The following is a 13331-nucleotide window of genomic DNA, read 5'->3' as shown; positions in this document are numbered from 1 at the left end:
TTTCAGAAATATATCACCACCACGTCAGGAGGAGTACGATGAAGAAGAGAGTTTTCGCACTGTTCACCGCAATGTTCCTGCTCTGCGGGATGCTGGCCGGCTGTGGCCCCACCGGTTCCAGCTCGACGACCACGGACGGTTCCGACGATGGCGCCAAGGATACCCTGATCGTTGCTATCCCAGAGTCCCCCACCTACATGGATCCCATGGTGCAGGCCTCCATCGGGACCTATCGTGTCACCACCCAGATGTTTGACCGTCTGGTGATGATGGACAACGACATGAACCTAGTGCCGGGCCTGGCGGAGAGCTGGGAGGTTATCGACGATACCACCACCGTGTTCCATCTGCGCCAGGGCGTCAAGTTCCACAACGGGGAGGAGATGACCTCCGAGGATGTCAAGTACAGCCTGGAGCGCTGCATCGCAAACCCCGGCGTGAATTACAACTACCTCATCATCGAGAGCATCACCTGTGACGACGACTACACCGTCACCATCAAGACCTCCGCGCCCTTCAACGCGCTGCTGTACCGCCTGAGCCTGGACGCGGCCTCCATCATCTGCAAGAGCGCGGACACCAGCGCGGAGGAGTTCAACAAGAACCCCGTGGGCACCGGCCCCTTCAAGTTCGTCTCCTGGGAGCTGGGCGGCGACGTGGTCCTGGAGGCCTTTGAGGACTACTGGGGCGGCGCTCCGGCCGTCAAGCGCGTCATCTTCCGCACGATTCCCGAGGCGCTGAACCGCACCATTGGCCTGGAGACCGGCGAGGTGGACCTGGCCTATGACCTGGGCATCACCGACCTGGAGAGCCTGGCGGACAACGCGTCCGTCACCACCCTCACCTCCCCCAGCACCACCGTGTGGTATGTGGGCATGAACGTGCAGAAGGCGCCCTTTGACAACGAGAAGGTCCGGCAGGCCGTCGCCTACGCGCTGGACCCCCAGGGCTACATCGACCTGGTGTTCAGCGGCGAGGCCACACCCGCCAACTACACCATGCTGCCCCCCAGTGTGGACGGCTACGTCTCCGACTGCTCCGACTACTCCTGCAACGTGGAGAAGGCCAAGGAGCTGCTGGCCGAGGCCGGCTATCCTGACGGCTTCTCCACCACTCTCTGGTGCTCCGATACCCAGGTGATGCGGGACTCCGCCGTGGTCATTCAGGAGCAGCTGCGCCAGGTGGGGATCAACGCCGAGGTCAAGACCCTGGAGAGCGGACAGTTCCAGTCTGAGACCGGCAACGGCGCCCATGATATGTTCATCATGTCCAAGACCTCCATTGACCCCGACTCCATGCTGCGGTCCATGTACCACACGGAGGCTCTGGGGCCCTCCGGCAACCGCTGCTTCTGGACCACGCCTGAGGTGGACGCCTTGATCGATGAGGCCAGCACCACCACCGACACCGAGCACGCCATGGAGCTGTATGCGGAGATCCAGAGCAAAGTGGCGGAGGCCGCGCCCCTGGTCCCCATGGCGGTGGAGCACCTGAACGCCGGTATGCAGTCCAATGTGAAGGGATTCGGCCTGTATCCGGGCAAGTCCCACTACATCAACGGCACCTATTTTGAATAAGCGCATTCAGGCATTCCAGTGAGCGGGCGGCGGCAAAAGCCGCCGTCCGCTTGCGCGAATTTGCGTTATGGAAAAGGAGAGTGACAGATGTACCGTTTTATTCTCAAACGGCTGCTCATGCTGATTCCGGTGCTGCTGGGTGTCAGCTTCATCGTTTATACGATCCTGAGCTTCACCCCCGGCGACCCGGTGCAGATGATGCTGGGCGACAACTACTCCGAGGAATCCTACGCCGCCATGCAGGAGGAGCTGGGCCTGGATGATCCCTTCCTGGTCCAGTACGGCCGGTTTATCATCAACGCGGTCCACGGTGACTTCGGTACCTCATACAGCACCGGCAACCCGGTGGCGGCGGAGATCGCCGCCCGGCTGCCCAATACCATCCTGCTGTCGGCCTGCGCCATGCTTTTTGCCATTCTGATCGGAATTCCCCTGGGCGTGATCTCCGCCACCCATCAGTATTCGGCGGTGGACAACATTTCCATGGTGGGCGCTCTGTTCGGCGTCTCCATGCCGAACTTCTGGCTGGGGCTGATGCTGATCGTGATCTTCGCAGCGGGGCTGGGGTGGTTCCCATCCTCCAACTTTGAGACCTGGGGCGCTCTGGTGCTGCCGGCCGTCACCCTCAGCGCCAACTCCCTGGCGATGATCACCCGCATGACCCGCTCCTCCATGCTGGAGACGATCCGGCAGGACTACATCCGCACCGCACGGGCAAAGGGCCTGAAAGAGAGCGTCATCACCATCCGCCACGCTCTGCGCAACGCCATGATCCCTATTGTCACCACAGTGGGACTGCAATTCGGCTTCTCTCTGGGCGGCGCAGTGCTGGTGGAGACGGTGTTCTCCTGGCCTGGCATCGGCCGGCTGCTGGTGGACTGCATCGGCCTGAAGGACACGCCCGTGGTGGTGGCCTGCGTATTGGTGCTGGCCACGATGTTCACCATCATCAATCTGTGCATTGATATCCTGTACGCATTCCTGGACCCCAGAATCCGGGCCCAGTACAAAACGGCAAAGAGGTGATGCGGATGACTGGGAAAGTGAAAAACAAGAACAAGAAAAAGTCCCAGGCCGCCGCAGTATGGCGCCGCCTGAAGAAAAACAAGATGGCCGTTCTGGGACTCATCATTCTGGCCGTCATCATCTTCTTCGCCGTCTTTGCCGATGTGTTTTTTGACTACGAGACGCTGGTGATTCAGCAGAACGCATCCCTGAAGCTCCAGCCCCCCTCCGTCGAGCACTGGCTGGGCACCGACGAGGTGGGCCGCGACATCCTGGCCCGGATCGTCCACGGCGCCCGGATCTCCCTGCCGGTGGCCTTTGCCACCATCGCCATTGCCACAGTGGTGGGCGGCCTGCTGGGGGCCATTGCCGGTTACGGCAGCCGCCGGGTAGACGATGTCATCATGCGTGTCATGGACATCTTCCTGGCGATCCCCAGCATCCTGCTGTCCATCGCCCTGGTGTCCGCCATGGGCACCAGCGTCACGAATATGATGCTGGCCATCAGCATCTCCAACATCCCGCCCTTTGCCCGGATCGTCCGCTCCGCCGTTCTGACCATCAAGAACGAGGAGTACATCGAGGCGGCCCGCGCCATCGGCGCCAGCGACAAGCGCATCATCCTCAAGCACATCCTGCCCAACTGCATGGCCCCCATCATTGTGCAGGCCACGCTGTCCATCGCCGGGTCCATCCTGGCCATTGCCAGCCTCAGCTTCATCGGCCTGGGCATCAGCCCGCCCACGCCGGAGTGGGGTTCTATGGTCAGCACCGGCCGGCAGTATTTCCGGGCGGCCTGGTGGGTGTGCGCGTTCCCGGGCTTTGCCATCATGTTGACCATCCTCTCCCTGAACCTGCTGGGAGACGGCCTGCGGGATGCCCTGGACCCCAAGCTGAAGAACTGAGGAGGGAGGACGCCACATGGAAGAGAACAAGCAGCACAAGACCGCTTTGCCAGAGACGGAGCCCATTCCCTCCGCGCAGGCCCCGGAGGCCCTGCTGGATATCCGCGGCCTGCGGGTGGAGTACCACACCGACGAGGACGTGGTCTACGCCGTCAACGGCCTGGACCTGACCATCGGAAAGGGCGAGAGCCTGGGTCTGGTAGGCGAGACCGGCGCCGGCAAGACCACCACGGCCCTGTCGGTCCTGCGGCTCATCGCGGACCCGCCGGGAAAGATCATGGGCGGCGAGATCTGGTTCGAGGGCGAAGATATGCTCCAGGCCAAGCCCGCCCGCCTGCGGGAGATCCGCGGCAGCAAGATCTCGGTGATTTTCCAGGACCCTATGACCAGCCTGAACCCGGTCTACTCCGTGGGCGATCAGATCGCGGAGGTCATCCACCAGCATGAAAAGTGCAGCAAGGAGGAGGGCCGGAGAAAGGCCGGCGATATGCTGGAGATGGTGGGCATCCCCCGGGCCCGCTATGACGAGTATCCCCACCAGTTTTCCGGCGGCATGAAGCAGCGGGTGGTCATCGCCATGAGCATCGCCTGCTCGCCGGAGCTGATTCTGGCGGACGAGCCCACCACCGCCCTGGACGTGACCATCCAGGCCCAGGTGCTGGAACTGATGAACGAGCTGAAGGAAAAGCTCCGTACCTCCCTGCTGCTGATTACCCACGACCTGGGCGTCGTGGCCCAGGTCTGCGACCGGGTGGCTATCATGTATGCCGGTGAGATCGTAGAGAGCGGCACCATCGCGGAGGTGTTTGACCACCCCCATCATCCCTACACCATCGGCCTCTTCGGCTCCATCCCGTCTCTGGATGAGACGGCGGAGAAGCTCAAGCCCATCCAGGGCCAGATGCCGGACCCCACGGAGCTGCCGGAGGGCTGCGCCTTTGCACCCCGGTGCCCCTACGCAACGGGGGCCTGCCGTACCCGCAAGCCGGAGATGACCGGCGTCGGCGGCACCCAGATGGTGCGCTGCCTGGCCCACCAGGGCGTTTTCGAATCCCCCGAACTGATGGAGGAGGTGCGACATGGCAGATAAGGATATCATCCTGGAAGTCCGGGACCTGAAGAAGTATTTCAAAAGCCCCACCGGCACCCTTCATGCGGTGGACGGCGTCAACTTTTCCATTCGGAGAGGCGAGACGCTGGGCCTGGTGGGGGAGTCCGGCTGCGGCAAGTCCACCATCGGACGGCTGATCCTGGGCCTGCACCAGTCCACCAGCGGCGAGATCCTGTTCAACGGACAGGACATCTGCAAGATGAATAAGAAGCAGCTTCACGACCTGCGCAAGGATCTGCAGATCATCTTCCAGGACCCGTTCTCCTCCCTGAACCCCCGGATGTCCATTGGGGAGATCATCGGGGAACCGCTGCGGATTCACGCAAAGGCCCAAAGCCGTGCGGAGCTGGATAAGGAGGTCTCCCGGCTGATGGACGTGGTGGGCCTCTCCGCCCGGCTGTTCAACGCCTATCCCCACGAGCTGGACGGCGGCCGCCGCCAGCGGGTGGGCATCGCCCGGGCGCTGTCCCTGCAGCCCCAGTTCATCGTCTGCGACGAGCCGGTGTCCTCGCTGGACGTGTCCATCCAGGCTCAGGTCCTGAACCTGCTGAAGGATCTGCAGGCGGAGTTCCACCTGACCTATCTCTTTATCACCCATGACTTGTCGGTGGTGAAGTTCTTCTCCGATAAGATCGCGGTGATGTACCTGGGCCAGTTGGTGGAGACAGCGGATTCCGCGGAGCTGTTCCGCCAGCCACTGCATCCCTATTCCCAGGCTCTGCTGTCTGCCATTCCCATCCCCAGCAGCCGGCAGAAAATGCAGCGGGTGAAGCTCATCGGCGAGCTTCAAAGCCCCATTGACCCGGAGCCGGGCTGCCGCTTTGCCAAACGTTGCCTGTACGCCCGGGAGGGCTGCACCGGCCGGGACCTGGCGCTGCGGGACTTCGGCAGCGGCCACTTCTGCGCCTGCTGCCGGGCCGGCGCCCTGGAAGAGCAAACCCCGTCCAAGTGACGGACAGAATCATAAGGAGGATTTGACATGACTGACAAGACGAGATGGCTGGGGCTGGGCCCCTGGCATGAGGACAACGAGAGCGAGCTGATCGACTGGACGGCGCAGCCCCAGTACAAGGGCCTGGTCAAGGGCGATTACTATCACGCCGAGCTGCGGTACAGCGGCCGCTGGGGCGACCCCGGCCACAAGGGCGAGCTGGACGTGGTGTTTGACGACGACGGCAAGATCGCCTTCGCCGAGTTCAACGAGACTACCATGGGCAACTACTATGTCCGCCACTTCCAGAATGTCAGCAAGCGCCGCACGGAGTTCCAGTTCTTCCAGGACTTCCATGACAAGCGCCGCAGCGTGGCCTATGGGCGGGTGCTGGCCAACGGCTTCAAATATGTGGAGGACCAGATCCTGGAAAAGCAGGACCTGGACGCTGACTATGACCTACTGACCGGTGCCTCCTTCTCCATGAAGAACATGATCGGCCTGAAGAACGACGTGTCCGCTCAGCGGAAGGACTCCAACCACAAGAAGCAGCGGTACTACGGCTACACCGAGGATTACGGCTACGGTATCACCGGCTGGCTCCAGGTGGTGGTGGAGGACGGCAAGATCGTCAGGTGCTTCTACGATGAGATCTTCGCCGATCACACCAAGGACATCGTCTACGACGACCTGAAGCAGTTCTACCGTCAGTCCAAGTATTTCTCCACTACCTATGAGGACCCGTTCCCCTCCGGCTGGGACCGCCACGCCTGGCTGGTGTGCTTCAAGGACCAGTCCGATGCCATCAACAAGAAGGTCTGCGAAACACAGGATATGTTCGATATCACCGGACTGCCCTGCGTGGAGGGCCCGGACATGGGCGTGGTGTGGGACAAGCCACACAAGGACGATGTGGCTCTCGTCTCCAACAGCGACGCCACCGCCCGCTCCGTCACCCGGCCCCGCTCTCCCGTGTGGAACAACTATCTGCGCCTGGCCAAGATCGTCCACGACGAGATGGTCAAGGACGGCGCCGTGAAGTAAGGAGGAACGAACATGGATAACGCAGGAAAGAAGCCGGTCTGGTCCGTCCAGCCCCCCAAGGGGATGTTGAAGGGCGACTACTATCGGATCGAGGAACGGTTCCCGCCCTACTATCCCGGCGTAGAGGGGGAGTTTCCCGCCGATCCGGGTCACCTGGGCATTGTGGAGGCGGTGAAGGCCGACGGCAAGCTGATCTTTGTGGAGCTCAATGAGATCACGGCTCCCTCCTATTACAACCACCTGTACCAGGGCATCTCCAAGCGCCGCTCCAGCTACAGCTTCTGGCAGTACACGAAGCCCCGGATGCAGAAGGCCGGCTCCGTGCTGACCATGGGTATGCAGTACGTGGAGCAGCAGATGCTGGAGAAACAGAGCCTGAGCGGAGACTTCGATCTGGTGGCCAGCGCCTCCGGCAGCGTGAAGAAGCTGCTGACCTTCGCGGCCAAGCTGGACAAGGAGCTGGACGAGCCCTCCTCCAAGAAGCTGTACAGCTATTCCGAGGACTATGGCTACGGCCTCACCGGCTGGCTGAAGGTGGTGGTGGAGAACGGCAGGATCCGCTCCTGCCGCTTTGACGAGATCTTCGCAGACAACGAGGAGGACATCGTCCACCCCGAGCTGAAAAAGTACTACCGCCAGTCCAAATACGACTGCCCCGCCTATGAGGATCCGTTCCCCTCCGGCTGGGACCGCCACGCCTTCCTGGTGGGCTTCCGCACCCAGATGGACAACCTGAACCTGAAGGTCTGCGCCACCCAGAACATGCTGGATCTGACCGGCCTGCCCCACGCCGCCGGACGGGATATGGGCATGATCTGGGACAATCCCAACCCAGACCATGCGCATCTGGATATGGATCCCAAGAACCGGCCGATGTATCCTGCGTTCATCAACTACCTGCGGATGGCCAAGGTTGTCCTGGAGGAGATGCGCAAGGACGGCGTTTTCCAGTAAAGACAAGAACCGGAAAGGAAAACCGTTATGGAGCATACCCGCGCATTTTTGGCGTACGACACCCTCTGCCGCATCGCGGCGGAAATCCCGGAGGACGGGGAGCAGCTGCTGGAGCAGTGCGAGGAGGAGGCCCACGGGCTGGAGCGCACCCTCAGCATGTTCGATCCCGACTCAGAGCTTTCCAGGCTCTGCCGGGACATCCGGCCCGGCGAGGCTGTGCCGGTCTCTGAGACCCTGTACACCTTCCTGGAGCAGAACCTGGAGATCTGCCGCCTGTCCAGCGGAGCATTCGACCCCACGGTGGGGCCGGTGGTAAAGCTGTGGGATTTTCTGTCCCAGACGCCCCGGATCCCCTCTGCGGAGCGCATCCGGGCGGTGCTGGACCGGGTGGGCTATCAGCACGTCCGCCTGGACCGGAATACGCGGACCGTGACGTTTGATCTTTCTGGAATCGGTTTGGATCCGGGCGCAGCCGGGAAGGGCTTCGCCCTGGGTCTGACCGTGGACCGCCTGCGGCAGGGCGGCGTCCGGCAGGCCGTGCTGGACTACGGCGGGAACCTGTTTGTGATCGGCGCGCACCAGGACGCGCAGGGCGGGACCCGGCCGTGGAAGGTGGCGATCCGGGACCCGGACAACACCGGCTCGGTGTTTGGGACGGTGCAGCTCCAGGACGCGGGCATCGCCACATCCTCCTGGTATGAGCACAGCTTCCAGAAGAATGGGACCGTGTACCACCATCTGCTGGACCCGCGGACCGGGTACCCCATGCCGCTGACACTGAAGAGCGTCTCCATCCTGTCCTCGCGGCCTGTTTACACAGACCTGCTCTCCACTGCCTTTTTCATCCTGGGGGAAGAGGAGGGCGGCGTTCTGGTGGACCGGCTGCGCAGGGACAGCGGCGAGATGATCGAATATGTGGCCGTACGGGAGGATGGGACTGTGGCCGCGTCTCCGGGCGCGGCGTTCGCCCCTGCCTGATCGATCTTGATGCAAAAAGCGATCCCCCTCAGTGCACACACTGAGGGGGATCGCTTCGTCCTGCTTGTGCCCGGCCGCCGGATATGGCGGGCGGCTCAGATCTTTTCAAACTGCGTCACATCGGAGACGAACAGCGTGGCACCGCCTACGGTCACCTCCGTGGGATAGGCCGCAGAGGGCGTGGCCAGCTGCACGTTGGAGGAGATCTTCTCCGTCCGGCGGGAGCAGTTCTGGCGGATGATGGCGATGGCCTGGGGCACCCGGTCCTCCTCTGTGCCGATCAGCAGCGTGGAGTTGCCGCCGGTGAGAAAACCACCGGTGGAGGCCATGCGGGTGAAGTAAAAGCCGGCGTCTGTCAGGGCGGCGCAGACCTCGCTGGTGTCCCGTCTGTTGACGATGGCGGTGATGAGTTTCATGGCAGTCGCTCCTTTGCGTTCGGGTTTCAGGGCCGCGCCCTTGCAGCGGTCCCAGATGTGGATGCGGTGGAGATAGAAGCACAGGCCCAGCGTTCCGGTCACGACTTCCGCAATGGGAAAGGCCAGCCACGTGTAGGCCAGATCGATCCTGGAGAAGAGCCAGAATACGGGAATCAGGCAGAAGATCTGCCTGGTCAGGGAGAGCAGGACGCTGGGCAGCGCCGCCCCGATGGCCTGGAAAAAGACCGGCAGGATCAGGGAGGGCACGGCGGGCAGAAAGCTGATGCCGATGATGTGGAAGGCTTGGACGCCGATCTCCAGGACCGCGGGCTCCGCGGTGAAAATGCGCAGCAGCTGTTCCGGGATCAGCTCGAAGCAGGCGATCCCCACCAGCATGAAGGACATGGCCAGCAGGACGGAGTTCTTCACCACCCGGCGGCAGCGGCCGTAGGCACCCTTGGCGTATGTATAGCTCAGCAGGGGGACGATGCAGGTCTGGAGTCCGGAGAGGGGGATGAAGAAGAAGGACTGCACCTTGTAATACAGGCCCAGGACCGTCACGGCGTCATCGGAAAAGCCGGCCAGGATCATGTTCAGGGCCATGATATAGACCGTGAACAGAAGCTGCATGAAGATGGAGGGAAATCCCAACCGGTAGATCTTGGCCGCATAGGAGCGGAACACCCGGATGGGGGGCGGCTTCCGGAATCCGGAGACAACAATGAGCGCCGCCAGCACCTGGCCTGACACCGTAGCAAAGGCGGCACCGGCCACTCCCAGCGCCGGTGCCGGGCCAAGGCCGAAGATCAGAATCGGGTCCAGCACGATATTGGCCGCGGCGCCGGCGATCTGGGCCAACATGGGCAGGCGCATGTTGCCGCGGGCTTGGTGGACCTTGCTCCAGGTACTCTCCAGAAACACACCCGGACTGCCCACGCAGACGATGGTACCGTATGTCACGGCAAGGTCCGCCACGGAGGAGGACTCCGTGGAGATCGCGGCAAAGGGGCGCATCAGCAGGCCGCTCAATACGGCGAAGATCAGCCAACTGATCAGCGCCAGGACCGTCCCTGTTCCGGCGGTCCGGTCGGCTAGGTGGTGGTTCCCCTGGCCGTCGTACCGGGACATCAGGGTATTGACGCCCACGCCGGTGCCGACAGCGATGGCGGTGACGATCAGTTGAACAGGGTAGACGATGGAGAGGGCGGTGAGGCCGTCACTGGAGAACTGGCCCACAAAATAGCTGTCCACGATGTTGTACATGGCCTGGATCAGCTGGGCCAGCATGACCGGAGGCGCGATCCGCATCAGGATGGCCCAGACACTCTCTGTATCAAAGAGGCTGTATGCAGAGGATGCTCTCATGATATGGCGGTGCTCCTAACAGGTTCGGGATCTTCCAACCTCCCGCAGAGGGGCGGCCGGGACTTGCGGGGAAGATTATAGCCGGGCCGGAACTGTTTGTCAAGACGCGCAGGGGGCCGGAACAGGCAGAGGAGGCGCTTTTGGAAAAACCTCCAAAAGCGCCTCCGCTTTTTCTTGCGAGTCTGTGGGAGTAAGAGAGGGAACAACGGCGCGGCAACCGGGTCTCAGATGTTCTCCGGCGGGCGGTCCGGCAGGCGGCCCAGGGGACGGTACACGGTGAAATACATGGTGAGGCTGCAGGCCAGGCCGCCTACCAGCTGGGAGATGGCCTCGGCTGTGAATACGCCGGTGGTGCCCATCCAGATAGGCAGAACGACCGTCAGCGGCGCATTGATGATGGCTTTGCGCAGCAGAGAGAAGAAAACCGCCTGCTTGGAGCGCCCCAGGCTCACGAACACACCCTGCCCCGCCATTTGGAGGGACATGGGGATAAACAGGCAGAAGTAAATGCGCAGGGCGGGGATGCCGGCAGCCACCACCTCCGGCTCACTGTTGAAGACCCGGATCAAAAGCCCGGGGAACAACATGGCGGCGGCCCAGAAGACAGCGGCGTAACCAACCGTCACCGCCACGCTGAAGCGGATGGAGCTCCGGACGCGGCTGTATCGGCCGGCGCCGTAGTTGTACCCGGTGACCGGCTGGGCGCCGTTGGTGAGCCCCTGCACCGGCATGAAGAACACCTCCCGCAGGGAGTTGATGATGGTCATCACGCCTACGTACAGGTCGCCGCCGTATGCCTGGAGCGTGGCGTTGCACACCACCTGCACCAGACTGTTGGTGAGATTCATGAAGAAGCCGGACAGGCCCAGGGCCACGATGGATTTCACCCGCCCGGCGCCCAGCGCCAGATTCCGCAGGCGGAGCCGCAGGATGGCCTTCCGCCCGGTGAGGAATTTCAGTACCCACACGGCGGAGCAGCCCTGGGCGATTACGGTGGCCAGCGCCGCGCCCCGCACCCCCATGTCCAGGGCGAAGATGAAGACCGGATCCAGCACGATGTTGACCACCGCCCCCAGGCCCACGGTCATCATCCCGGTGCGGCCGAAGCCCTGAGACGTGATGAAGGGATTCATCCCCAGGCCGATCATGACAAAGACGGTCCCCAGCAGATAGATGGTCATGTACGCCTCGGCATAGGGATAGGTGGCGTCACTGGCGCCGAACAGGTAGAGCAGGGGATGCCGGAACAGCAGGAACACCCCTGTGACAGCGGCGCCGAAAATCAGCAGAAGGGTGAAGGCGTTGCCCATGATCCGCTCGGCCTCTTCCTCCTCGCCCTTGCCCCGGTAGATGGAGCACAGGGGGGCGCCCCCCGTGCCGCACAGGTTGGCAAAGCCCATCACGATGGAGATGATGGGCAGCGTCAGCCCCAGGCCCGTCAGAGCCAGATGCCCGGGGAGCCGCCCCAGGTAGATGCGGTCCACCACGCTGTACAGCACGTTGATGAGCTGGGCAGCCGTCATGGGCAGCGCCAGCGAAATGATGTTGCGGGGAATGCTGCCGACGGAAAAATCGTGCTCCTTGCTTGCCACGGATTCGTTCTCCTCCTTACAGTTCCGTTTTGCTCACGCCGGTTTCAGGCCCCGGCTGGGGCCGTTCCGCCCGCCGCGCTCCCCCTTTGGATGGCCCGGTAAAACCACAGGGCTGCGGCCAGCGAGATGGCGTCCACGATGGGCTGCACCCACATACAGCCGTACAGGGGAAAGAGCGCGTCCATGAGATAGAGCAGCGGAATGTCCAGTACACCCTTGCGCAGGATCGAGCAGACCAGGGACTCCCTGGCCCTGCCCATGGCCTGGAACTGGATGATCATGGGATAGCACAGGGCCATCATGGGCATTGCCGTCACCATGCACCGCAGGAACACGGCCCCATAGCGGACTGTCGCAGCATCGGCAATGAACAGGGAGACCAGGGGGGTGGCAAACGCCTCATAGCAGACCAGACACAGCACGGCGAAGCCAAAGGACATCAGGCTCCCTATCCGGAAGGCCTGCGCACGCCGATGGTGATTCCCGGCAGCGTGGTTATAGGCCAGCAGCGGCAGAAGTCCGTTGGAGACACCGATGGAGAAATACAGGGGCAGCTGGTCCAGTTTTTTTACGATGCCCAGGGCCGCCACCGCCTCTGTGGGGTATTGGGATACAAAGTCGGCCTGGGCAGCGGTGGCCACCACTGTCAGCGCATACTGCAGGGCGGAGGGGAAGCCGATGGCCAGAATGGGGCGCAGGTACTGGGCGGCATACCGCAGATTCGCCGGCAGCAGGTTCAAATAGGTGGCGCCCCGGCGGCGGACCAGATAGACGGCAAAACAGGCCACCGCCGCCCCGTTGGAGAGGGCCGTGGCCATGCCCGCGCCCACCGCGCCCAGGCCCAGGAACTGGGGCAGGACGAACAGCGGGTCCAGCAGGATATTCAGGACGCCGCCGAAGGAGACCCCGAAGGCGGCGGCTCCGGCGCCGCCCTCCGCCCGGACCAGATTCGCCAGGAGGGTGTTGAGAATGGTGAAGGGGCCGCCCAGTATGACGACCCATTTGGCGTATCCGTAGGCAGCAGCATAGGTAGCCTCGGTGGCGCCGCACAGGTGCAGCACGGGATCGGCCAGCAGTCGGAACACCGCGGAGAAGAGCAGGGCGGACAGCAGGCCGCCGGCCAGAGAGACAGCGGCGATCCGCCGGGCGCCCTCCTCGTCCTGACGGCCCAGGGCCCGGGCGATGGCGCTGGCCCCGCCCACGCCGAAGAGGTTGGAAATGGCGGTCAGCATCAGAAAGGAGGGATAGGCCACAGTGACGGCCGCGGTTTCATGGGGGGCGTTCAACATCCCCACAAAGTAGGTGTCCGCCAGATTGTAGACCAGCGTGACCATCTGACTGGCCACGGCCGGGACTATCTGCAGCAGCACGGCCTTTCGGACGGGTGTCTTCGCAAAGACCTCCAGATTCTGTTTCCTGTTCATATCCACAGCACCTGCGATTCCTGAAATAG

Annotated in this window: 11 protein-coding genes; 8 read left to right on the top strand and 3 right to left on the bottom strand. The window is 62.8% G+C overall.

Features of this window, described 5'->3' with window-relative positions; all coding sequences use genetic code 11:
• Positions 1-38: 38 nt before the first annotated feature.
• The 8 genes from DN611_RS11080 (at position 39) to DN611_RS11045 (ending at position 8505) form a co-directional block, all read left to right on the top strand.
• Positions 39-1577 carry an ABC transporter substrate-binding protein gene (locus tag DN611_RS11080; RefSeq protein ID WP_025544188.1) on the top strand — a complete coding sequence of 513 codons (1539 nt, stop codon included), beginning with the start codon at positions 39-41 and terminating at the stop codon, positions 1575-1577.
• 87 nt (positions 1578-1664) lie between these two features.
• Positions 1665-2603 carry a nickel ABC transporter permease gene (gene nikB / locus DN611_RS11075; RefSeq protein WP_021751501.1) on the top strand — a complete coding sequence of 313 codons (939 nt, stop codon included), beginning with the start codon at positions 1665-1667 and terminating at the stop codon, positions 2601-2603.
• Between the two features lie 5 nt (positions 2604-2608).
• Positions 2609-3487 carry an ABC transporter permease gene (locus DN611_RS11070; protein WP_036631401.1) on the top strand — a complete coding sequence of 293 codons (879 nt, stop codon included), beginning with the start codon at positions 2609-2611 and terminating at the stop codon, positions 3485-3487.
• 16 nt (positions 3488-3503) lie between these two features.
• Positions 3504-4577, top strand: coding sequence for an ABC transporter ATP-binding protein (locus tag DN611_RS11065; RefSeq protein ID WP_021751499.1), 1074 nt, complete (start codon positions 3504-3506; stop codon positions 4575-4577).
• The gene (locus DN611_RS11060; protein WP_025544187.1) at positions 4567-5550 is read left to right on the top strand and encodes an ABC transporter ATP-binding protein; all 984 of its coding nucleotides are present in this window, start codon (positions 4567-4569) and stop codon (positions 5548-5550) included. The genes DN611_RS11065 and DN611_RS11060 overlap by 11 nt, the downstream gene beginning before the upstream one ends.
• Before the next feature lie 27 nt (positions 5551-5577).
• The gene (locus DN611_RS11055; RefSeq protein ID WP_025544186.1) at positions 5578-6573 is read left to right on the top strand and encodes a hypothetical protein; all 996 of its coding nucleotides are present in this window, start codon (positions 5578-5580) and stop codon (positions 6571-6573) included.
• A gap of 12 nt (positions 6574-6585) precedes the next feature.
• Positions 6586-7527, top strand: coding sequence for an FMN-binding protein (locus DN611_RS11050; RefSeq protein WP_119311354.1), 942 nt, complete (start codon positions 6586-6588; stop codon positions 7525-7527).
• Between the two features lie 27 nt (positions 7528-7554).
• Positions 7555-8505 carry an FAD:protein FMN transferase gene (locus DN611_RS11045; protein ID WP_119311353.1) on the top strand — a complete coding sequence of 317 codons (951 nt, stop codon included), beginning with the start codon at positions 7555-7557 and terminating at the stop codon, positions 8503-8505.
• A 95-nt stretch (positions 8506-8600) separates the two neighbouring features.
• On the opposite strand, the gene DN611_RS11040 is transcribed toward DN611_RS11045, so the two are convergent.
• The 3 genes from DN611_RS11040 to DN611_RS11030 all read right to left on the bottom strand — a co-directional run bounded on the left by DN611_RS11040 (position 8601) and on the right by DN611_RS11030 (position 13302).
• The gene (locus DN611_RS11040) at positions 8601-10286 is read right to left on the bottom strand and encodes a cyclic-di-AMP receptor (protein WP_083491022.1); all 1686 of its coding nucleotides are present in this window, start codon (positions 10284-10286) and stop codon (positions 8601-8603) included.
• Between the two features lie 224 nt (positions 10287-10510).
• Positions 10511-11878, bottom strand: coding sequence for an MATE family efflux transporter (locus DN611_RS11035; RefSeq protein WP_021751492.1), 1368 nt, complete (start codon positions 11876-11878; stop codon positions 10511-10513).
• Between the two features lie 44 nt (positions 11879-11922).
• Positions 11923-13302, bottom strand: coding sequence for an MATE family efflux transporter (locus tag DN611_RS11030; RefSeq protein ID WP_119311930.1), 1380 nt, complete (start codon positions 13300-13302; stop codon positions 11923-11925).
• Between the last annotated feature and the right edge of the window lie 29 nt (positions 13303-13331).

The organism is Oscillibacter sp. PEA192 (genome assembly GCF_003574015.1).
Lineage (GTDB): Bacteria > Bacillota > Clostridia > Oscillospirales > Oscillospiraceae > Oscillibacter > Oscillibacter welbionis.
This window is presented reverse-complemented; position numbering and strand designations above follow the sequence as displayed.